17 protein-coding genes are annotated in these 21,773 nt (G+C 58.1%); 14 read left to right on the forward strand and 3 right to left on the reverse strand.

Annotated elements, in window-relative coordinates; genetic code table 11:
* Positions 1-78: 78 nt before the first annotated feature.
* The 6 genes from ACR0NW_RS09255 (at position 79) to mdoH (ending at position 9,031) form a co-directional block, all read left to right on the forward strand.
* On the forward strand, positions 79-1,698 hold the full coding sequence (locus tag ACR0NW_RS09255) for a thiamine pyrophosphate-binding protein (RefSeq protein WP_480450112.1): 1,620 nt from the start codon (positions 79-81) through the stop codon (positions 1,696-1,698).
* Positions 1,685-2,869, forward strand: coding sequence for a CaiB/BaiF CoA transferase family protein (locus ACR0NW_RS09260; protein ID WP_480450114.1), 1,185 nt, complete (start codon positions 1,685-1,687; stop codon positions 2,867-2,869). Before ACR0NW_RS09255 ends, ACR0NW_RS09260 begins: the two co-directional genes overlap by 14 nt.
* Before the next feature lie 180 nt (positions 2,870-3,049).
* The gene (locus ACR0NW_RS09265; protein ID WP_170651575.1) at positions 3,050-4,420 is read left to right on the forward strand and encodes a tetratricopeptide repeat protein; all 1,371 of its coding nucleotides are present in this window, start codon (positions 3,050-3,052) and stop codon (positions 4,418-4,420) included.
* Between the two features lie 29 nt (positions 4,421-4,449).
* A complete protein-coding gene (locus ACR0NW_RS09270; RefSeq protein ID WP_170651574.1) occupies positions 4,450-5,667 on the forward strand; it encodes an OpgC domain-containing protein in 1,218 nt (405 codons plus the stop codon).
* Complete coding sequence (locus ACR0NW_RS09275; RefSeq protein WP_480450115.1) at positions 5,664-7,163, forward strand: OpgD/OpgG family glucan biosynthesis protein; 1,500 nt, start codon at positions 5,664-5,666, stop codon at positions 7,161-7,163. Before ACR0NW_RS09270 ends, ACR0NW_RS09275 begins: the two co-directional genes overlap by 4 nt.
* The gene (gene mdoH, locus ACR0NW_RS09280; RefSeq protein ID WP_480450116.1) at positions 7,160-9,031 is read left to right on the forward strand and encodes a glucans biosynthesis glucosyltransferase MdoH; all 1,872 of its coding nucleotides are present in this window, start codon (positions 7,160-7,162) and stop codon (positions 9,029-9,031) included. The genes ACR0NW_RS09275 and mdoH overlap by 4 nt, the downstream gene beginning before the upstream one ends.
* On the opposite strand, the gene ACR0NW_RS09285 is transcribed toward mdoH, so the two are convergent.
* Positions 9,032-9,847, reverse strand: a complete 816-nt coding sequence (locus tag ACR0NW_RS09285; RefSeq protein WP_480450117.1) for a CE1 family esterase — start codon at positions 9,845-9,847, stop codon at positions 9,032-9,034. It lies immediately after the preceding gene.
* Positions 9,847-10,323, reverse strand: coding sequence for a rhodanese-like domain-containing protein (locus ACR0NW_RS09290; protein WP_480450119.1), 477 nt, complete (start codon positions 10,321-10,323; stop codon positions 9,847-9,849). The genes ACR0NW_RS09285 and ACR0NW_RS09290 overlap by 1 nt, the downstream gene beginning before the upstream one ends.
* A gap of 224 nt (positions 10,324-10,547) precedes the next feature.
* On the opposite strand from ACR0NW_RS09290, the gene ACR0NW_RS09295 reads away from it, so the two are divergent.
* From ACR0NW_RS09295 to selD, 7 genes are read left to right on the forward strand one after another with little or no spacing between them, the layout of a single operon-like run.
* Positions 10,548-13,418 (forward strand): monovalent cation/H+ antiporter subunit A, encoded by a 2,871-nt coding sequence (locus tag ACR0NW_RS09295; protein WP_480450120.1) that lies wholly within the window; start codon positions 10,548-10,550, stop codon positions 13,416-13,418.
* Positions 13,418-13,777 carry a Na+/H+ antiporter subunit C gene (locus ACR0NW_RS09300; protein WP_170651569.1) on the forward strand — a complete coding sequence of 120 codons (360 nt, stop codon included), beginning with the start codon at positions 13,418-13,420 and terminating at the stop codon, positions 13,775-13,777. The genes ACR0NW_RS09295 and ACR0NW_RS09300 overlap by 1 nt, the downstream gene beginning before the upstream one ends.
* The gene (locus ACR0NW_RS09305; protein WP_480450121.1) at positions 13,774-15,318 is read left to right on the forward strand and encodes a monovalent cation/H+ antiporter subunit D; all 1,545 of its coding nucleotides are present in this window, start codon (positions 13,774-13,776) and stop codon (positions 15,316-15,318) included. Before ACR0NW_RS09300 ends, ACR0NW_RS09305 begins: the two co-directional genes overlap by 4 nt.
* Positions 15,318-15,815 carry a Na+/H+ antiporter subunit E gene (locus ACR0NW_RS09310; protein WP_480450123.1) on the forward strand — a complete coding sequence of 166 codons (498 nt, stop codon included), beginning with the start codon at positions 15,318-15,320 and terminating at the stop codon, positions 15,813-15,815. Before ACR0NW_RS09305 ends, ACR0NW_RS09310 begins: the two co-directional genes overlap by 1 nt.
* Positions 15,812-16,081, forward strand: coding sequence for a K+/H+ antiporter subunit F (locus tag ACR0NW_RS09315; RefSeq protein WP_480450125.1), 270 nt, complete (start codon positions 15,812-15,814; stop codon positions 16,079-16,081). The genes ACR0NW_RS09310 and ACR0NW_RS09315 overlap by 4 nt, the downstream gene beginning before the upstream one ends.
* A 7-nt stretch (positions 16,082-16,088) precedes the next feature.
* A complete protein-coding gene (locus ACR0NW_RS09320) occupies positions 16,089-16,475 on the forward strand; it encodes a Na+/H+ antiporter subunit G (RefSeq protein WP_170651566.1) in 387 nt (128 codons plus the stop codon).
* Between the two features lie 5 nt (positions 16,476-16,480).
* Positions 16,481-18,640 (forward strand): selenide, water dikinase SelD, encoded by a 2,160-nt coding sequence (gene selD / locus ACR0NW_RS09325; protein WP_480450126.1) that lies wholly within the window; start codon positions 16,481-16,483, stop codon positions 18,638-18,640.
* Here the strand turns inward: selD and mnmH are convergent.
* The gene (gene mnmH / locus ACR0NW_RS09330; protein WP_480450127.1) at positions 18,631-19,683 is read right to left on the reverse strand and encodes a tRNA 2-selenouridine(34) synthase MnmH; all 1,053 of its coding nucleotides are present in this window, start codon (positions 19,681-19,683) and stop codon (positions 18,631-18,633) included. The genes selD and mnmH overlap by 10 nt on opposite strands.
* Positions 19,684-20,007: 324 nt before the next feature.
* Here mnmH and ACR0NW_RS09335 point away from each other — a divergent pair, with 324 nt between their 5' ends.
* A complete protein-coding gene (locus ACR0NW_RS09335) occupies positions 20,008-21,753 on the forward strand; it encodes a tetratricopeptide repeat-containing sulfotransferase family protein (protein ID WP_480450128.1) in 1,746 nt (581 codons plus the stop codon).
* Positions 21,754-21,773 lie beyond the last annotated feature (20 nt).

Consider the following 21,773-nt stretch of genomic DNA (forward strand, 5'->3'; position numbering starts at 1 on the left):
TCACACTGACGTGATCCGGCTTGCACCCGCCCGCTGCCTCCGCAATCTGCTGCACAGCAAGATGAACGGAGCATACTGATGCAGGATCAGCCCCCCCGCGCCGCGGACCTTTTGGCCACAAGACTTTATGAGGCAGGGTGTCGCCACGCCTTCGGAATGCCCGGCGGCGAGGTTCTGACACTGGTGGATTCGCTGGAACGGGCCGGAATCACCTTTCATCTGGCCAAGCACGAGAATTCGGCCGGGTTCATGGCCGAGGGTGTTCATCACCGCGACGGCGCTCCGGCGATTCTTGTGGCCACACTCGGGCCCGGCGCAATGAACGGTATCAATGTGGTCGCCAATGCCCTGCAGGACCGGGTGCCGATGATCGTTCTGACCGGATGTGTCGATGCGGACGAGGCGCTGACCTATACGCATCAGGTGATGGATCACAGTCAGGTCTATCGCTCGATCACCAAGGGTACATTCTGCCTGACTACAGAAGGGGCGGATATCATTGCTGACAAGGCGGTGTCTCTTGCCACGCAGGCCCGTCCGGGTCCGATCCATATCGATGTTCCCATCTCGGTCGCCGATTCACGGGTTAACGGCACTAAGCGTCGGCGGCTGGCCAGGGCCGCGCCGGTCGCGCCCGAAGGAACCTGCCTTGAGAAGGCGCGTAAATGGGTCGCCGAAGCCGAACGCCCGTTGGCAATCATCGGTCTTGATGTGCTCTATGACGACTCCAAGGCCATCGTGCAGGCGTTTCTGGAACATTTCGGCATCCCGTTCGTAACCACCTACAAGGCCAAGGGGGTCGTGCCCGAAGATCATCCATTGTGTCTGGGCGGAGCAGGCTTGTCACCATTGGCCGACAAGCATTTGGTTCCGTTGGTGGAGCAAGCTGACCTGATCCTTTGCCTCGGGTATGATCCGATCGAAATGCGCCCCGGCTGGCGCGAGATTTGGGACCCGGACAAAAAGCGCGTCATCGATATCGCGGCTGTGGTCAATGATCACTACATGCATCAGGCCAGTCTGAATCTGGTGGCCGATACCGGCGCCACGCTCGAGGCCATTGCCAAAGGAAACCCTGCATGTGCAACCTGGCCCGATGGCGAACCCGAAAGGGTCAAGGCTGCACTGGCACAGGTTTTCCCGATTGATGATGAATGGGGGCCAGCGGCGATCATTGCCGAAACACGCGCGACCTTGCCGCCCGAAACGCTGGCCACTGCCGACAGCGGCGCGCACCGCATCCTGCTTAGCCAGATGTGGTCGTGCCCCGAGGCGCGCGGACTGATCCAATCCTCGGCGCTGTGTACGATGGGTTGCGCCGTTCCGATGGCCATAGGTCTGAAACTGGCCGAGCCCACCCGACCGGTCGTCAGCTTTTCAGGCGACGCGGGATTTCTGATGGTCGCGGGTGAGTTGTCCACTGCAGCCGAGATGGGCGGCAACCCCATCTTTCTGGTGTTTGTTGATGCCAGCCTCGCGTTGATCGAACTAAAGCAGCGCGGGCGTCAGATGGCCAATATTGGCGTTGACTTCGACCGCCACGACTTTGCTGCCATGGGCCGCGCCTTTGGCGGCAATGGTGTGACTGTCCGCAACCGTGCCGAATTGCGCGAAGCACTGGAACAGGCCGTGCAGGCGGATCGGTTTACCGTGATTGCTGCGGAGATTGACCGGGGAGGTTATGATGGCCGCATCTGAAGGACCGCTAAAGGGCGTCAAGGTTCTGGATCTCAGCCGGATTCTAGCCGGGCCGACATGCACGCAATTGCTGGGTGATCTGGGCGCCAGCGTCATCAAGATCGAAAACCCGGCCACCGGTGGCGATGATACCCGTCAGTGGGGTCCCCCCTATGTCGCGGATGACGAAGGTAAAAACTCGGACCTGAGTGCTTATTTCATGTCCGCCAACCGCAACAAGAAATCCGTGGCAGTGGACATAACCACTTCGGAAGGTCAGGCCACCATACGCCGCCTGGCTGCCCATGCCGATATTCTGATCGAGAATTTCAAGCCGGGGGGGCTGGCCAAATACGGTCTGGATTACCAATCCCTGTCAGCAGAGCTGCCGGGCCTCGTTTATTGTTCGATTTCGGGGTACGGACAGACCGGCCCGAATGCCGCAAAGCCCGGCTATGACCTGATGGCGCAGGGATATGGTGGGATCATGTCACTAACGGGCGAGCCTGATGGCAACCCGATGAAAGTCGCCGTCGGTATCGCCGACGTAATGTGTGGAATGTACGCGTCTGTCGGTATCCTTGCCGCTCTGCGCCATCGCGACCTGACTGGTGAAGGCCAGCAGATCGACCTTGCGCTGGTTGACGCGCAGGTGGCCTGGCTGATCAACGAAGGTGTGAACTATCTGACATCCGGCACAGTTCCTCAGCGGCGTGGAAACGGGCATCCAAATATCGTGCCCTACGACGTCTACCAGACCGCCGATGGGCACGTCATTCTGGCGGTTGGCAACGACAGCCAGTTCAGGCGTTTCTGTGGCTTTATCGGACGCGAGGATTTGCCGGAAGACCCACGGTTTGCCACCAATCCGGCACGGCTGGAACACCGGGACGCTCTCAACGCGATTCTTCGGCCTGCAGTTCAAACCCTTGCGACCCGGCATGTTATTGAATCGCTCGAAGAACTCAGGGTTCCGGTCGGACCTGTCCAGTCACTCGATCAGGTTTTTGCGTCGGATCAGGTGGAAGCACGGCAGATGCAGATCGCCATGCAGGCCGACCCGGGTGAAGTGCAATTGATAGGCAATCCGCTGAAATTGTCGAAAACACCTGTAACATTTCGCCATGCTCCTCCCACGTTCGGAGCGGACACATTGAGGGTCCTGAACGCGGAAAATCCCTTCGAAGATTGAAACACTAAGCGTTCTTCGGCGGGGGTTCGCTGAAACATGCCCTTGAATCGGCGGTTTTTTTCGCTTTTTACACACACAGGATTTCACCAATTCGAGAGCAGCGTCGATACTGTTACGCCGCGCCAATACAGTCTGATAAATCAACAACAGCGAAATCACGCAATTGGATTGGACCCAGGAATGAAACAAGACATTTTCGGACAAGTGAACAGCATAACCCGTGCAGACAGCGTCGACGCATGGGATGGTGTTCTGCTGGGTTTCATGGCGCACTCTGCGGTTACGCCGCAGCATCTGGGCCGCGTTCTGGAACAGGAACCGGATTTCGCCCTGGCACACGCGATCAAGGGCCTGTTCACGTTGCTTTTGGGGCGGCGCGAGTTGTTTGCCGTTGCAACCGAGGCGCTTGCGACGGCCGAGGCCGCAATGGCGCGACAGCCGGCATCCGCCCGTGAACGTCTGTATGTAGACGCGCTGCGCCTGTGGCTAGCAGGTAAACCGACCCAATCCGTACAGAAATTCGAAGACGTGTTGCGCGCGCATCCCGATGACTCACTGGCGATGAAGCTCAGCCATGCGACGCGCTTTGTTCTGGGTGACGCGCAGGGAATGCGCCGGTCCATCGAACGGGTGATGCCTGCTTATGCTCCGGACCATCCGGGGCGCGGTTATTTGCTGGGCTGCCATGCTTTTGCACTGGAAGAAACAGGTGCCTACGAAAAGGCAGAAATCGCAGGCCGTCAGGCCCTGTGGATGGTGTCGGACGATGCGTGGGGTTTGCACGCAGTGGCGCATGTCCATGACATGACAGGTAATGCCGCCGAAGGGCTGGAATGGCTGGCTGGTCGCGAGGATGCCTGGGCGCATTGTAACAATTTCCGTTATCACGTCTGGTGGCACAAGGCGCTGATGCATCTGGATATGGGTCAGATTGATCCGGTGATGGAGCTTTATGACGCGGAAATCCGCAAGGACAAGACCGACGACTATCGCGATATATCGAACGCCACTTCCTTGCTGTCGCGGCTGGAGCTTGAGGGTGTCGATGTCGGCAACCGCTGGGAAGAGCTGGCCGACCTGAGCGCGGCCCGCACCGAAGACGGTTGCCTGATCTTCGCCGACCTGCACTACCTGCTGGCCCTGACCGGCGACAACCGATCGGATGCCACGGCGAAAATGTTGAAGCGCATCCACAACGACGCCAAAATGGCCGGCGACGACATGACCCGCCGCATGGCTGATCCGGGGCTTGCCGCAGCACAGGGGCTCGAAGCGTTTGGTGACGGGCAGTATGGGCAGGCATTTGACCACCTGCTGAACGCGCGCGGGTCGATGCAGCAGGCAGGTGGCAGCCATGCGCAGCGCGATGTGTTCGAACGTATCACGATCGACGCAGGCCTGCGTGCAGGACGTCTGGACGCGGTTGAACGCATTCTGGATGACCGCCGCGCGAAACGCGCCGGCGGCGAGGACAACTATGCCCTTGCGCGTCGCGACCTGATCGCGGCGGCCCGCGGTGAAGGCAACGCACAAAGCGTTCCCGCCGAATAACAAGAAGACTCAAGAAGGACAGAGAACGTATGGCGACTGTATCGCCCGCTACTGATTTTGCTCAGGTCGCGGCCTCGTCCGCGACCCCTGCCCGCACGCGCGATCCGCGACTGGATTTCTATCGCGGTATCGCGATGTTCATTATCCTGATTGCCCATATTCCAAACGACCCCTGGGCCAAATGGATACCCGCGCGTTTCGGCTTTTCCGATGCTACCGAAATTTTCGTCTTTTGCTCGGGCATGGCGTCTGCCATCGCCTTTGGCGGTGCCTTTCTGCGCAAGGGATGGTGGTTGGGAACCGCGCGTGTCGCCTTTCGCATCTGGCAGGTTTACTGGGCGCACATCGGCCTGTTTTTCTTTGTTGCGGCGTCCATGGCTGCACTGGATTTGTCCGGCTGGTTCGACAAAAGCTATGTGTCTTCACTGAACCTGCAGCATTTCTTTGAGGATCCCATGCCAAACATGGTTGGCATGTTCACGCTCACCTATGTCCCGAACTACTTTGATATTCTGCCGATGTATCTGGTGGTGCTGGCGCTGATGCCGCTTTTCATGGGGCTGTCACAGATCGGCTTTTGGGCAGTGGCCGTTACATCGCTCGGGATCTGGTTCGTGGCCCAGACAGGCGCGCTTGCCCTTCCGGCCGAGCCGTGGTCGGATCGGCAATGGTTCTTCAACCCCTTTGGCTGGCAACTGCTGTTCTTCACCGGCTTTGCCTTCATGCGCGGCTGGATACCCGCGCCGCCCGTATCGAAAACCCTGATCTGGGCCGCAGCCCTCTTCCTGATCCTGTCGGCACCATTTGGATCGTGGAAAGTGTTCCTTTGGGTTCAGGCATGGAACCCTGACATCGCCGCTGAAATCCGCAAAGTCTGGCCTCTGACCGAAGTGTTGAGAGGGAAGACCGAATTCGGGCTGTTCCGGTACATCCACTTCCTGTCGCTGGCCTATCTGGGTTGGGTCGCCGCAGGTGAACATGGGCATCGTCTGATCGCCACCGGTCATGGGATCGGCGCGCGAATCTGGCAATTCATACTCAAGCTCATCACCAAAGTCGGGCAGCAATCGCTAGCAGTTTTCGTTTTTTCCATGGCTGCTGCGCGACTTATCGGCGTTGGACTGGACCAGACTGGGCGGGATTCTGCCAGTGTGTTTGCCGCTAACATGATTGGCTTTGCCATGATCATCGGCGTGGCCTATCTGGCCGCGTGGTTTAAGTCACATCCTTGGAAGACCAAAAAATGAATTTTACACGTCGCGCATTTCTCGCGTCGACTTCGGCGCTTGCCTTTGCCCCGGCCACTTTTGCCACCGGCGGCGAGGTTCCTTTTGACCGGAGCGATGTCATCAAACTGGCCCGCGATCTGGCCAGCCGTCCCTACGCCGAGCGTGCGATGGTCCCGCAGGAATGGCAGGATCTGACCTATCAGCAGTACCGTTCGATCCGGTTCCGACTGGACAAGGCGCTATGGTTTGAGACGGAAACACCCTTCAACGTGGATTTCTTCACGCCGGGTCTTTATTTTCCGCGCACGGTTCAGGTGTCGACCGTTGAAAACGGCATGACCACCCCGGTCATGTTCGACCTTGAAATGTTCACCCGCTCGGAAGAGGTGCCGGAATTGCCGGTGGACGAAACGCTCGGCTTTTCCGGCCTACGGCTGCGGACCGAGATGCACCGCCCCGGAAAGACCGATGAGTTCTGCGTGTTTCAGGGCGCGAGCTATTTCCGGGCCATCGGACTGCACGAAGTTTACGGCTTGTCTGCACGTGGCCTGGCCCTGAAAACCGGTGATCCCGATGGCGAGGAATTCCCGGAGTTCATCCGCTTTTGGCTGGAACGCCCGGCGCCCGGTCAGCGCAATATGATCGTGCATGCCCTGATGGACAGCCCAAGTGTGACCGGAGCCTATCGGTTCGACGTCTCGGCAGGTGATGACTGTGTCATGGAGGTCGAAGCCACCCTCTTTCCGCGCACAGAACTGACACACGTCGGTATCGCGCCCGGCACGTCGATGTTCCTGTACGATCAGACCAATCACAACCGTTTCGATGACTTCCGCCCGGCGGTGCATGACAGCGACGGCCTGTTGATCAGCAACGGCGCAGGAGAGGTTCTTTGGCGACCGCTCGCCAACCCGACCCGGCTGCAGATCTCGTCTTTCGTGGACACCAATCCGCGCGGTTTCGGTCTGTTTCAGCGCAAACGAGAATTCTCGGACTATGCCGACCTTGAAGCCAACTATCACAAGCGCCCCGGTCTTTGGGTGGAGCCAAAAGGGGATTGGGGCAAAGGTACGGTCACTCTGGTCGAAATACCTGCCGATCAGGAAATCTATGACAACATTGTCGCGTATTGGCGCCCGGCCGAGGCATATGCAGCTGGCCAGCAGGTGGACATGTCTTATCGCCTGATCTGGGGTGAAGAGCCGCAACGTACTGCGATGCCGCGCGTCATCAATACGGCCATGGGTGAAAACACGTTCGGCGAAGGACGTCTGGCCGTGATCGATTTCGAGGCCAGCGATCTGTTCGAAGACATCGAGGCGCTCAACATCTTTGTGCAGTCGCCCCATTCAGAAACCTCCGAGGGTGTGCTGCAGCGCAATCCCGACACCGGCGGTGTTCGGCTGGCCTTTTCCTTTGAGCCCGGCGACCGCGATCACGTCGAACTGAGGGCTCAGCTGCGGCTTGGCAAACAACCCGCTTCCGAGGTCTGGCTGTACAGATGGACCACATGACACGCGATCTGCATATCATGCCGCCCGAGGCCGCCCTGCCCATGCCCGCGCAGGATTTCGGATCGAGGTTTCGCGATGCGCATGTGCCTTCGGGTTCCCGACACCAGTCGGCGGGCTTCTGGCGTGCATTGGCCTTTTCTCCGGCAATGGTCGCCACCCTGACGTTGTTGTGGATAATGACTGACTGGTTCAGCGCGCAGGGGATCAACCTGATCGAAGGCGTGTTACTGGCGTTGATCTCATTCAATTTCTTCTGGATTTCTTTCACCGTCTGCACCGTTTTGCTTGGAATGGCCTCGCTTTCCCGGCAAGAACGCCCAAAGCGGCAGGCCAACTCGCAACCACTGCGGGTCGCCTTGCTGATGCCAGTCTATAACGAGGTTCCGTGGTTCGTTCTGGGTAACGCACGCACGATGCTGGAGGAATTGCGCGCGCGCGGCGGGCAGCATCACTATGCCATGTTCATCCTGTCGGACACCCGGGACGAGGAAATAGCAGCACAGGAACAGGCCAGCGTCGAGGCTCTGCGCACTACCCTCGCCCCCGGTCTGGAGCTTTATTACCGGCGGCGCGAACAGAACACGGATCGCAAAGTGGGCAACATCGCCGACTGGGTCAGCCGCTGGGGCGCCGACTGGGACGCGATGCTGGTTCTGGATGCCGACAGCCTGATGACCGGACGGGCAATCGTTCGATTGACCGACGCGCTGTCCCGCGATCCCGGTGCGGGCCTGATTCAAAGCTATCCGCAGCTGATCGGGGCGCAATCCGTCTTTGCCCGCATGCAGCAATTCGCCAATGGCGTCTATGGCATCGCCTTTGCCGAAGGGCTGGCGCGCTGGTGTGGTCAGGAAGGTAATTACTGGGGCCACAACGCCATTATCCGCACACGGGCGTTTGCCAGTAGTGCGGGCCTGCCCAAGTTGCGGTCGTTCGGCGGGCAGGAAAAGCTGATCATGAGCCACGATTTCGTCGAGGCAGGACTGCTGCGCCGCGCCGGATGGGGCGTGCGGTTCCTGCCGCGCATCCGTGGCTCGTACGAAGAAACACCGCCGACGCTGATCGATCACGTCCTGCGTGACCGCCGCTGGTGTCAGGGCAATCTGCAACATCTCAAGCTGCTACGCTCACGTGGATTCCGGGCGGTATCGCGGTTTCACATGTTCCACGGCGCGGTTGGCTATCTGATGTCTCCGCTGTGGTTCGCATTGCTTGTCATGTGGGCGCTGATTGGTCAGGGCAAGGATGCCTCAGTGCTGCATTATTTCAGCCCGGACAATCCGCTGTTCCCGCAATGGCCGGAAATGTCGGAAACCCGGCACGTGCTGATCATTCTGGTGATGTACGCCATGCTGCTGGCCCCCAAAATTCTGGGTGTGGCGGCCCTGCCCCTGAGCGGCACGCGCTATTCCGAATTTGGTGGCGGCCGCCGGTTCGCAACATCGTTCCTGTTCGAGGTCATCCTGTCGGTCCTCTATGCGCCGATTATGATGGTGCAACAAATGATTGCCGTGTTCCGCACCGCGCTTGGACTGCAAAAGGGTTGGTCGCCTCAGGCGCGCGATGGTGGCACCTATGGACTGCGCACGCTGATATTCTGTCACGCGCTGGAGACCGTCAGTGGCATTGCCCTGAGTGTTGGTATTGCCGCCGGGCTGGTTTCTGTCTGGCTGGCGCCAATTGCCATCAGTCTGGCACTGGCAATCCCCTTGTCCGCGCTGAGCGGCGTATCCGCCAAGGCCGCACGTCGTATGGTTGGTATGCGTGAGGATTTTCGCGAACCCGCAATTACCCGATCCGCCCGCCGCCATCGGGACGAATTGAAACGGGTGATCGAAGGCAAAGCAGTAATGACCCCGGCGGAATGATCAACTGCCGGGCAGGCCTTCGTACCAGTCCACCATCATGGCAGCCCATCCCTTCGGAACCGTGTGCCCCCCGGGAAACAAGGCAAACTCCAACGCACTGCCATCCGCACATCGGGTCCACTTGCGGCGCATAAAAGGGCCGGTTGTACCGAAGGCGTCGGGCCGATTGTCGACGCATTCATTTGCTGAGCGCCATATCTCCAGCCCCGCAAAGATGTCGCCCTGCTGAAACCGGCCGCCTCCAAGATACCGGCCTTCCAGCGGGACGACATTGTCGGTCCAGCCATGAGTATGGAACAAGCGCACGGGCCCTTTGCATTCCTCCGGGTGTGGCCGCCAGAACCCACCGGAAACGGGCGCATAAGCAGAAAAGGTTTCGGGTGCCGCGCAGGCCAGATAGTTCACCATGAATCCACCTGCGGAAAATCCGCCCAGAACAACCCGGTCACCGTCAATCCCAAAACGTTCGACGGCATCCGCGACCACGTCAGTCAGAAACGCAGCCTCATCCCGCCCTTCCCAGCCCGGATAGAAGTTCCAGCTTTTCCTGCCATTACGAACGGCCCCTTCAGGTGCCATCACCGCGTACCCCCGAGCCAGTAGAGGGTCGACTATATTGCGGTTTTTCATCGTACCTGCAGCACTGCCGCCATATCCGTGCAGGAATATCACCAAGGGAGGAGTTTCCGCCCTTGGTAACTCAATATGATACGCTCCCGACGCGACCTCACAATGCCCTTCCTCATCCCCGCAGGTGGCCTGTGCGGCCTGTCCGAAAATACCAAAGCACAAGGCCAGCCACAGTTTCTTGTTCATCACGTGTCCTCTTTGAAATTCGCAACGGGTAGACCCGCCCGCACCCATCCAGGTCCGGCTGCCGAGCCCAGCATTCCTTCGGGCACATCAATGATGTTGGTAAAGCCTGCTTCGGTCAGAAATTTACTCATTCGGGCAGAGCGTACTCCGCGCGCACAGATCAGCGCGATCGGGGCACCTCGATCCCCTGCCGCAAGGTGCGCAACCGTCTCAGCAAAATCATCGCGGCGCATATCGACGGGATGTGCGCCATCACCGATACCAGTAGCGCGCCATTCACGGGGTGTTCTTATATCGACCAGGATGATCTTGCCGGATAGGGCCTGTTTGTGCGCCTCATCAACTGTCAGGCTGCCGCCGTCATAATCCGGTGGAATCAAACGGTATTCGCGAACGGCCAATCCACCCGCCACTGCCGTACCGCCCGCCAGCAATAGCCAGCGCCGGGTTTTGGAATGGCCAGCCTTCTCGTTCACTACGCGACCTCCTCGCTTCTTATGCGGCTAATATCACAGCAAGGCAGCAAATTCTGCCATTTCCACTTTCTCATCAATCAAGTTCACGTCATGTGCCTATGCGGATTATTCTTCGCCGCAGACTGGCCCTATGAAACATCGAATTTCCCGCAATAGCTGGACACTATGAGAATTATCCTTACAAAATCAGAACCACTTTGACCGCCCAGACCGGAGTATCGCACTTGTCCCTATTCCTTATCGCGGCCCTTCCTTTTCTCGGAGCTGTCTTTCCGGCCCTGTTGATCCGTGCCGGACGAAATGCAGCCGCATCGTCGGCGGGGTTAACAAGTTTTCTGGCCTTTGCCGGTTTGCTGATTCACACGCCTGCGGTCATGCGTGGCGAGGTGGTTACAGCCCATTTCGACTGGATTCCCGGTCTGGGGCTGAATGCGAATTTCATGCTGGATGGGCTGGGTTTCCTGTTTGCCGGGTTGATCCTGGGTATCGGTTTGCTGATCATCCTTTACGCGCGGTTCTACCTGTCACGAGAAGACCCGATGGGGCAGTTCTACACCTATCTGCTGCTGTTTCAGGGCGCGATGGTCGGAATTGTTCTTAGCGACAACATCCTGTTATTACTTGTTTTCTGGGAACTGACCTCTCTAAGCTCGTTCCTGCTGATCGGGTATTGGAAACACCTGCCCGAGGGGCGGCAAGGCGCGCGTATGGCGCTTGCGGTTACCGGTTCGGGCGGACTCGCGATGATCGCGGGTATGCTGATCCTTGGCAATATCGTGGGGTCTTACGACCTTAGTGTGATCCTTGAAAATCGCGAACTCATTCAGGCATCCCCCTACTACCTGCCTGCGCTGGTTCTGATCTTGTTGGGGTGTTTCACCAAATCCGCGCAGTTTCCGTTTCACTTCTGGCTGCCACACGCGATGGCCGCGCCGACACCGGTGTCGGCCTATCTGCACTCAGCCACGATGGTAAAAGCGGGCCTGTTCCTTATGGCGCGCATGTGGCCGGTGCTGTCGGGCACCGATGCGTGGTTCTATATCGTGGCAACGACCGGTTTGGTGACCATGCTGATCGGGGCTGTAATTGCTCTGTTCAAGGACGACCTGAAAGCGCTGCTGGCGTTTTCGACCGTATCGCATCTGGGACTGGTGACAATGCTGCTGGGTTTTGGCACCAAAATTGCCGCCGTCGCGGCCATTTTCCACATCATCAACCACGCGACCTTCAAGGCGGCCCTCTTCATGACGGCGGGCATCGTCGATCACGAGGCACACACCCGCGACATCAAACGGCTGGGCGGGTTGCGGCACCTGATGCCGATCACCTTCACCATCGCGGGTATCGCGGCCCTGTCCATGGCCGGCCTTCCGCCGCTTAACGGGTTCCTGTCCAAGGAAATGATGCTGGAGGAGACGGTCCATACGACCTGGTTGAATTCACACTATCTGGTACCCGGTCTGGCGCTGCTGGCGGCGTTGTTTTCCGCCGCCTATTCGTTCCGGTTCATCGGGCATGTATTCCTTGGCCCTGAACGTAACGATTATCCCGCACATCCGCACGACCCACCCGTGGGCATGTGGCTGGCACCCGCATTCCTAGTGGTGCTCGTGGTTCTGATCGGCTTGTATTCAAATGCAATCGTTGGGCCACTGGTCGCCGTGGTATCCAGCGCTGTGATCGGGGGCGAAAAGCTGCCCTATTACTCACTGAAGCTTTGGCACGGATTCACCCCTGCGCTTTACATGTCGGCGGTTGCAACGGTGGGCGGGTTGTTCCTGTTGTCCCTGCATCGTCGTGGTGAGCAGATTTGGAACGCACTTCCGCGACCCGAAGCCAAGACGATTTTTGATGCCGTTATTCACGGATTTACAGCCCTGAGCCGCTGGATCACGGACGAGTTGCACAATGGTGTCATCAGCCGCTACGCGATTATCATGATCACCTTTACCGTGGGCCTGGGATATTACGCCTATTCCACCGGCTCCATCGGCATTGAAACCCGTGTTCCGTTGCCTGCACCGATCATTCCGATCATCGGCTGGGTCTGTCTGGTCGGCGCGACATTGGCCATCATGTGGTTCCACCGCAACCGCCTGTTATCGCTGGTCCTTATCGGCGTTGTCGGCCTGATCGTATCAATGGCGTTCAACTATCTTTCGGCCCCCGATCTGGCACTGACCCAGATTTCGGTCGAAGTGGTGACGATGATCCTGTTGCTGCTGTCGCTGAATTTCATGCCGACAGAAACCCCGTGGGACAGTTCCGCCGCACGCCGTTGGCGGGACGCTGCCATATCGGTCGTGGCCGGGATCGGCTCAGGCGGGTTGATCTATGCGCTGATGATGCGCGACTTTGCCTTTCCGACGATCTCGGATTTCCATCTGGCCAATTCGTACAAAGGCGGCGGCGGGACCAATGTGGTCAACGTGATCCTGGTCGATTTCCGGGGCTTTGATACCTTTGGCGAGATCATCGTGCTGGGCATCGCCGCGCTGGTTATATTTGCCCTGACAGAGAGTGTTCTTTCCACAAACGTTCGCGCCTATCTGCTGAACCGTAAACCGCACTGGCCACAATCCGGCGACTCACATCCGCTGATGATGGTTGTCGCCACCCGCGTAATGATGCCCATCGCACTGATGGTTGGCGCCTATATCTTCTTCCGCGGCCATAACCAGCCCGGAGGCGGCTTCATCGCCGGTCTGATCGTCGCCATCGCCTATCTCATGCAATACATGGCCAGCGGTTACACCTGGGCCATCGAACGGCAGCGTTTCTACTATCACGGCACCATTGGCTGGGGCGTACTGATCGCGGCGGCAACAGGACTGGGAGCATGGTTCAATGAACGGCCTTTCCTGACCAGCGATTTCGGCTATCTTCACTGGCCACCGCTGGAAGAATTCGAGTGGGCGACGGCGATGCTGTTCGACACGGGCGTGTTCCTGGCGGTTCTGGGTGCGGTCATGCTGGCTCTCGACAGTCTGTCACGCTTTGCTTGGCAGCCCGGCATGGCGCAGGAATTCCCGATGGACATCAACCCGCTGAGGGACGATCAGCCTGAAGAAGAACAAGAAAAGGAGCAGGCCTGATGGAAGCGCTGGTTGCCTCTGCCGTAGGCGTTCTGACCGCCGCCGGGATATTTCTGATCCTGCGTCGCCGCACTTTCCCGGTCATTCTGGGCCTGTCACTGCTGACCTACGCGGTGAACGTGTTCCTGTTCGCAACAGGTCGGCTGGCCCTGAATGCACCTGCAGTTCTGAACAAATACGAGGATGTGCCCTACACCGATCCCTTGCCGCAGGCGCTGGTGCTGACGGCCATCGTAATCTCGTTCGGAATGACTGCGGTCATCGTAATGATCGCGCTCAGCGCCTATCTGTCGTCAAAGGATGACCATATCGACATGACCGCGCAGGACAGCGTGGACGCGCCGGGAGAAGACGCATGAACCACTGGATCGTTGCGCCCATCGTCCTTCCGGCGATCCTGGCTCCGTTCATCATCATGGTCCTGCGCTATCATCTGGACCTTCAACGCATCTTCTCGGTCGCTGGCGTTGTGGGCCTGCTGGGCATCGCGCTAACGATTACGGCGCAAGCGTCGGGCGGAGATATTCACGTATACGAACTGGGCGACTGGCCTGCCCCGTTCGGAATCGTCCTGGTCCTTGACCGTATGTCAGCCATGATGGTCCTGCTGACGGCGCTTTTGGCCATACCGATCGTACTATATGCCATCGCGTCAGGATGGGACGACAGAGGCAAACATTTCCACGCGTTGTTCCAATTCCAGCTAATGGGCGTCTGCGGTGCATTCCTGACTGGTGACGCATTCAACCTGTTCGTGTTCTTCGAAGTTCTGTTGATCGCATCCTATGGCCTGATGACCCATGGCGGTGGCGCGGTCCGGCTGAAGGCAGGCGTGCAATACGTTACCTACAACCTTCTGGGTTCGACCCTGTTCCTTTTCGCGCTTGGCACCATCTACTCTGTTACCGGGACACTGAACATGGCCGACATGGCCGTCAGGGTGGCAGAGCTGCCGACCGAGGATACGGCACTGATACGGGTCGGCGCCGTTCTTTTGCTACTGGTGTTCTGTATCAAAGCCGCCGTTCTACCGCTGCATTTCTGGCTGCCTGCCAGTTACGCCAATGCACCGCTGCCTGTGGCCGCCCTGTTCGCGATCATGACCAAAGTCGGCGCGTATTCGATCCTGCGGGTCTACACGCTGGTATTCGGCCCGGATGTTTCCATCACCGAAGGTCTGGTTGGCGACTGGTTGCAACCTGCGGCGTTGCTTACTCTGGCGGTGGGAACAATCGGCATACTGGGTGCCCGCCACATCGCGCGCATGGTGGCCTTTTGCGCCATCGCTTCGATGGGGACGCTGCTGATTGCCATCTCGTTGTTCAGCGAAGCGGCGACCGCCGCCGCGTTGTACTATATCGTCCATTCGACCTTGGCGACCGCTTTGTTGTTCCTGGTCGCCGATCTGGTGATGGAGCGTCAGGGCGGCAGCATCGAGCCGAAACCTCCGATGCCGCAAAGCGGGCTGATCTCGGCCCTGTTCTTTGTGGGTGCCATCGCCATGGCCGGGATGCCACCGCTGTCCGGTTTCATCGGCAAACTGCTTGTGCTGGACGCATCACGTGACGCAACCGACGCCAACGCGGTCTGGGCCGTGATCCTGATCGGGTCCTTCGTGACCATCGTGGGCCTCGCCCGGGCGGGCTCTCTGATCTTCTGGAAAAGCCATGACGAGCAGCACAATACCGAACAAGACCCCGAAAACGAGGAAGAGGTCGTTGCCCTGCCCGCACCGGAACCACAGCCCGGTCTGGCATTTACCGCCATTTTCGGTGCCGTCTTGGGTCTGGTGCTGCTGACCCTGTTCGCAGGGCCCGCGCTGGAATATTCCAGAAATACAGCAGCGCAATTGTTCGCACCTGAGCAATACATTTCTGCCGTACTGGGAGGGGAAGAATGATGAAACTGCTACGCCGGGTATTCCCTCATCCCCACCTGACCATTCTATTGACGCTGGTCTGGATGCTGCTGGCGAACTCGCCATCGCTCAATTCACTTGTATTCGGCCTGATACTGGGGATCGTCATTCCATTCATCACACAACCCTACTGGCCCGACCGTCCAAAGCTGCGCAATTGGCCGATGATCGTCGAGTACATACTGGTTGTGCTGTGGGATATCGTAATTGCGAACATCACGGTCGCCCGGATCATCCTGTTCAAGCGGGATGCGGCGCGTGAGCCGAACTGGATCTGCGTCCCGCTGGAACTGCGTACACCCGAGGCGATTACGGTGCTTGCCGGCACGATCACCATGACTCCGGGTACGGTCAGTTGCGATTTGTCGGCGCAGGGGCACAACCTGCTGGTGCATTGCCTTGACGCCCCTGATCCCGATGCCGTGCGGGACCAGATCAAAAGCCGCTATGAGCGCCGATTGAAGGAGATTTTCGAATGATCACCTATGCAATCTATTTCACCTTCGCCTGTTTTGGTGCTGCTATCATGATGTGCCTGTGGCGGATCATTACCGCCGAAGGTGTCGGAACCCGCGTTCTGGCGCTGGACACGATGGTGATCAACACGATCGCGCTAATGATCCTGTACGGGTTGAGACTGGGAACGGAAATATTCTTTGAGGCCGCAATGATCATAGCCATGCTGGGCTTTGTTTCAACCGTGGCCTATGCGCGGTTCATGCTGCGCGGCAATATCATCGAGTGAGGGCGGAATGGCATATATCTTCGAATTCCTGATCGCCTTTTTCCTGATCGTCTCGGGTATCTTCGGCTTTGTCGGATCGTTCGGAATGATCAAGCTCAAGGATCCGATGTCACGGCTGCACGCCCCAACCAAGGCAACGACGCTGGGCGTGGGCGGCGTACTGCTTGCATCTATCTTTCATTCCCTTCTGCTCGAACCACATCTGTCGCTGCATGAACTTCTGATCACCCTGTTCCTGTTTCTAACCGCACCGATCACGGCCCTGTTCATTGCAAAATGGCACATCCACCGGCATGAAAAGCCTGAAAACCTGCCGGACGCGGGCGAAGATGAACTTTGGGCAACACACGCGGTCGAGCAGGCCGAAGACGTACCGGATCACAGCACGAACTGAATCAGATGCACACGCCACCTCTGCCATTGACCCGCGATCTGGTACTGATCGGCGGGGGACACACTCATGCGCTGGTTCTCAGGAAATGGGGCATGAACCCTTTGCCGGGGGCTCGGCTCACTGTGATCAACACCGGTCCTACCGCACCCTACTCGGGGATGCTGCCGGGGCTTGTCGCTGGCCACTACACGCGAGAGGACCTGGACATCGATCTGGTCCGCCTGGCACGCTTTGCTGATGCACGTGTAATTTTGGGTGGTGTCGAGGGAATTGATCTGGACCGCCGTCAGGTGCATGTGCCGGGCCGTCCACCGATTGCGTTCGATGTGGCCTCGGTCAATGTCGGCATCACCTCTGACATGCCAACGCTGCCGGGCTTTGCTGAACATGCTGTCCCCGCCAAGCCACTTGGTCCTTTCGCGGCCCGATGGAAAGACTACCTTGCCAGCGACGGCCCGGCCTCTGTCGCGGTGATTGGCGGCGGCGTGGCGGGAGCCGAGTTGGTGCTGGCCATGGCTTATGCACTGAGGACCCGCGGTCGGCCAGCACAGGTAACACTGATCGACAGTGCAGCGGCGTTGTCTGCGACCAGCCCGAAAGCCAGCGCTACAATCCGGCGCTCGATGGGTGATCTGGGGATCGAAATCGTCGAATACTGCGAGGTTACAAACGTGGCCGCGGACCACCTGCAACTCAGCGACGGGCGCCGTATCGAGGCAGATTTTGTCACTGGTGCAGCAGGCGCACGACCACATAGGTGGATTGCCGATACCGGGTTGGCCTTGCACGAGGGGTATGTTGCGGTGAACGACTATCTCCAGTCCAGCGATCCCGCCGTGTTTGCGGCCGGGGACTGCGCCCACCTGAGTAGCAATCCCCGCCCCAAAGCAGGCGTTTACGCGGTGCGTGAGGCGCCGGTTTTGTACGACAATCTGCGAGCCGTTTTGGGTGCGGGACAAATGCGGCGATACCACCCGCAAAAGGACTATCTAAAACTCGTGTCGCTGGGCGGAAAATCGGCTCTTGCGGAACGGCTTGGAACCTCGTTCAGCGGACCGCTGATGTGGCGGTGGAAAAACCGTATCGATCAGAACTTTATGAACCAGTTCCGCGAATTGCCCCAGATGGAAACACCGGCGCTGCCCTCCGCCCATGCGGCGGGCCTTCGCGAAGCCATCGGAGACAAGCCGATGTGCGGAGGGTGTGGGGCCAAGGTCGGGCGCGGCGCGTTGCAGTCGGCGCTGAAAGGCATGCCAGCACCTGAGCGTTCAGATGTCATTCCCCTGCCGGGCGACGATGCCGCCCTGTTGACCACCGGTGGGCTCAGACAAGTAATGACGACGGACCACTTGCGTGGCCTCACCAACGACCTGGCCACTATGACTCGCATTGCTGCTGTTCACGCACTTGGCGACATCTGGGCAATGGGCGCGCAGCCGCAGGCCGCAACGGTAACGATCATCCTGCCGCGCATGTCGCCGGAATTGCAGCACAGAACAATGGCTGAGATAATGACGGTCGCCACGAAAGTGATTAAGTCAGCCGGAGCTGAGATCGTGGGCGGGCACAGTTCTCTGGGTGACGAGATGACGATCGGGTTCACTCTGACTGGCCTATGTGACGCTGAACCGATCACGCTGTCTGGTGCCCGGCCGGGTGACATGCTGATACTGACCAAACCACTTGGCAGCGGGGTGCTGATGGCGGCTGAGATGGCTGGAAAAGCCGATGGTGCCTGGGTAGCTGCAGCCTATGATCACATGAGCCAGCCACAAGGTGATGCAGCCCGCATACTATCATCGGCGAACTCAATGACAGATGTCACCGGTTTTGGGTTGGCTGGCCACCTGCAGGGGATGTGTGACGCATCGGGATGCGGGGCAATTGTCGACCTGGATGCCATTCCCCTGATGAAAGGAGCACTGTCGCTTGCCCTGCAAGGCGTCCGCTCCAGCATTTTTAATGACAACCAGGCCATCGCACCTGACTTGCCGACAGGGGGCAAGGCCGATTTGCTGTATGACCCACAAACCGCAGGCGGTTTGCTGGCGGCCGTCCCTGCACAACAAGCCGAGGAAGCTCTGAAGCATCTGCAAAACGCGGGCTATCCGGCTGTATTCATCGGAAAGATGACTGCAGAACCGGGATTGCGTGTTCAAATCTGATCCAGAAATTCCTCGATCCGCTTTGCTGCCATCTGCAACGCATTGTCATCTAACGCCGGAACGTCGATCCTAGCCACCGCCAAGGCCTTGTGCGCCTTTCGGGACTTCGCGTAGGCAGGGTCATAATGCTGTTCCATTAGCGCGAGGGTCAGCGCGTGCTTGTCCCCCGCATCAATCAGGCTTAGCCATTCATCCACCACTTCGTGCCCTCTGTGAAATCGCAGCGGGGACAGGCGATCTCGTAACCTTTCGGCGTCACTCAGAATATCGTTATAGGCCGCGACCAGATAGTCCGTACGCGCAGCAATTGAGGCGTGGATTTCAATTCTTGGCGCGCTGCGAAGAGCCGACCAGAGGCTGGGCGGCAAAATGCGCTCGCCGATCTTTGATGACTCCGCTTCGACAACAACAGGGCGTGCAGGATCGAGTTTGCAAAAGGCGGCAGCCACGGCAGACTCAAAGGCCTTTTGACTTGGTTGCCCCCCGGGTTTTTCGCCTAGCAGCGACCCCCGGTGATTTGCCAGCGCCTCAAGATCCACAACCTGCACCCCCCTTGCGTGCAAGGTCGCAAGCAGGTCGGTCTTGGCGGTTCCGGTATAGCCGTCCAGCGCAACCAGTCGGTGCGGCAGTGGGTCATCATAGAGATACCGGTTCACCAGACGGCGATAGGTTCGGTATCCGCCGTCTACCACCTCGGCGCGCCAGCCAATCTGTTGCAACATCCACGTGAACGAACCCGAGCGTTGACCGCCACGCCAGCAATAGACCAGCGGCCGCCATGCACCTTCGTGGTGACTCAGGCTGTTTTCGATGTGGTTGGCTGCGTTGCGAAATACCAGCGCCGCACCCAGTTTTCTTGCCAGAAAAGGGCTTTGCTGCACGTAAATGGTGCCAACCCGGGCGCGTTCGTCATTGTCCAGAACCGGCAGGCTGATAGCGCCCGGCAGGTGATCCTCGGCGTATTCTGCCGGGCTGCGCACGTCGATCACCGTGTCGAAGGCATGCCCGTAAAGTTCAGGCAGAGTATTGAATTTCAAGGCCATGGATGCGGTGTATCGCGCGCCGGGTAAAAGGGAAAGGGTCAGAACTTTCGCAGGCCTGCACCAACAAATTGCATTGTTTTCGATCAGCGTGATCAACCCTGATCCGCTTGCCAGATTGAGTTTTTGGCACACACAACGCGAAGAAAAACCAAAACGTTCTCACAACCCGGCTAAATCATAACGCTGCATCTTTTCCAGCTTATCGTCGGCATATGCCGATGATCATTTTCTGCTTTGGCTGAAATCATCATTCATTCTCGCCTTGTCTCAGCAAGCTCAGCGTCATACTTCCGTTACATTGCTCAATAGCAAAGACTTTCGGACATGTATCAAAACCTCATTGGAAAAGCGCTGAACGCCATAAAGTCCGGACAGTATGTGACCGCCCGGAAGCACGCTTTGCGTGGGATAAAACAATTCCCCGATCGCCCCGAGTTTCAGAACATTGCAGGGATAGCTGCCAGCGCGAAAGGACATCATAAAGAGGCGGTCCTGCACTTTCAAAAGGCGCTGAAGCTGGCACCTGCATTTCACGATGCTCGGCGCAATCTAGGCCAGGAATTGATATTCTTGAACCGTCCCGGAGCAGCTTTGGTGCAATTGGATGATTTGTTGAAGATTAATCCCAAAGACACTGCCGCAAGGTTCCTAAAGGCCGAGGCCTGTCTGGCCAACGGCAATGCGCAAACGGCCCTTGATCAAGTCAACATTGTTGCCACGGCCAGTCCCGAGAACCTACGCGCAATTTCGATGCGAGCGCGGATTCACATGGCACTCGGGAAAGAGGCTGAGGCAATCGCCGATTATGAGCGAATGCTGGCGGTTGAACCAAATCGTATCGAAGCTTTGGTTGAGATCTCCCAACTTCTGGCCCGTTCGGGGCGGCACGACGATGCGGACACGGCCATCCGGGCTGCAATAAAAATCGACCCGGAAAACGTATCTGCGCAGTTACGATTTGCCGCTCATCAGGAGGAAACCGGTCAGACGGAAGAGGCCGTTGACACCTGCCTAACGATTCTGGAACTGAAACCCGGCCAACCATCCGCACTGGAGAAACTGGCTAGGCTAAGCGCTGATAAGTTTGGCGAAAGAATCTCAGCCGAAGCTAAGAAGGCGCTAAAGGTCGCCGAAAACCCTAGCATTGACAGGGCGAGCCTGAATTTCGCTTTGGCGACCATCGCCAAATCATCTTCTAATTCAGGTGACTTCGCCGCCTATATACGTCAGGCCAACGAAAATCTCGCAGCCTTTCACCCTTACAATCAGGAATATGAAGATAATCTGACTTCATCTTTGATTGAGCGTTTTCAGAGCCATCCCGCTGCTAGCGAACCGCATGGAAGCGGCAGCCCTCGACCGGTTTTTATTGTCGGCTTGCCTCGCTCGGGTACGACTTTGGTGGAAGCGATACTTGCCTGCCACCCGAACGTCTATTCTCTGGGCGAACGAAACTCCGCGGGACGTCTGCTTGCGCCCGTGATTAATAGTGGCCGGCCTTTTGGGCCGGATGAGCAGAGTGAATTTCGCATTTCTTATGATGCCGATCAGCCAGCCCAAAGCCAAAACGCCACCGTACGTGTAGACAAGATGCCAGAGAATTATCGACTGGTCGGCTTTTTGATAAACTCGCTACCGGGGTGCAGGATCATCAACATGCGCCGTGATCCCCGTGATCTGGCGTTGTCGCTTTGGCAGGCGCATTTTTCCGGATCGGCCTTGTCTTACGCATACGATCTGAAAGCGATGGCGCATAAATTCAATCAGTATGCTGCTTTGGCAAATCACTGGAAGAACGTTTTTCCCGAACAAATTTTGGATGTCAGCTACGAAGATTTGGTGGCCGATATCGACACCAGCAGCCGACGGATCGCAGAATTCTGTAAGTTGGAATGGTTGGAGAGCATGACCCTCCCTCATGAATCAACCGGAGCGGTTTTGACGCTCAGCGCCACTCAGGTAAGGCAACCTGTGCACACCCGGTCAGTAGGTGCGTGGCGCGAGCACGAGAAGATGCTCGCGCCATTTATCGAGGGATTGGATAAATCACTTTGGCCAAATCTAGGGTGAATTTCCAATCCACGGTGCAG

The organism is Ruegeria sp. CF5 (assembly GCF_056537325.1).

Bases quoted from the DNA above. Each gene is read 5' to 3' on its own strand.
- ACR0NW_RS09255 (WP_480450112.1), top strand. From the start codon at position 79: ATGCAGGATCAGCCCCCCCGCGCCGCGGACCTTTTGGCCACAAGACTT.
- ACR0NW_RS09260 (WP_480450114.1), top strand. From the start codon at position 1,685: ATGGCCGCATCTGAAGGACCGCTAAAGGGCGTCAAGGTTCTGGATCTC.
- ACR0NW_RS09265 (WP_170651575.1), top strand. From the start codon at position 3,050: ATGAAACAAGACATTTTCGGACAAGTGAACAGCATAACCCGTGCAGAC.
- ACR0NW_RS09270 (WP_170651574.1), top strand. From the start codon at position 4,450: ATGGCGACTGTATCGCCCGCTACTGATTTTGCTCAGGTCGCGGCCTCG.
- ACR0NW_RS09275 (WP_480450115.1), top strand. From the start codon at position 5,664: ATGAATTTTACACGTCGCGCATTTCTCGCGTCGACTTCGGCGCTTGCC.
- mdoH (WP_480450116.1), top strand. From the start codon at position 7,160: ATGACACGCGATCTGCATATCATGCCGCCCGAGGCCGCCCTGCCCATG.
- ACR0NW_RS09285 (WP_480450117.1), bottom strand. From the start codon at position 9,847: ATGAACAAGAAACTGTGGCTGGCCTTGTGCTTTGGTATTTTCGGACAG.
- ACR0NW_RS09300 (WP_170651569.1), top strand. From the start codon at position 13,418: ATGGAAGCGCTGGTTGCCTCTGCCGTAGGCGTTCTGACCGCCGCCGGG.
- ACR0NW_RS09305 (WP_480450121.1), top strand. From the start codon at position 13,774: ATGAACCACTGGATCGTTGCGCCCATCGTCCTTCCGGCGATCCTGGCT.
- ACR0NW_RS09310 (WP_480450123.1), top strand. From the start codon at position 15,318: ATGAAACTGCTACGCCGGGTATTCCCTCATCCCCACCTGACCATTCTA.
- ACR0NW_RS09315 (WP_480450125.1), top strand. From the start codon at position 15,812: ATGATCACCTATGCAATCTATTTCACCTTCGCCTGTTTTGGTGCTGCT.
- ACR0NW_RS09320 (WP_170651566.1), top strand. From the start codon at position 16,089: ATGGCATATATCTTCGAATTCCTGATCGCCTTTTTCCTGATCGTCTCG.
- selD (WP_480450126.1), top strand. From the start codon at position 16,481: ATGCACACGCCACCTCTGCCATTGACCCGCGATCTGGTACTGATCGGC.
- mnmH (WP_480450127.1), bottom strand. From the start codon at position 19,683: ATGGCCTTGAAATTCAATACTCTGCCTGAACTTTACGGGCATGCCTTC.
- ACR0NW_RS09335 (WP_480450128.1), top strand. From the start codon at position 20,008: ATGTATCAAAACCTCATTGGAAAAGCGCTGAACGCCATAAAGTCCGGA.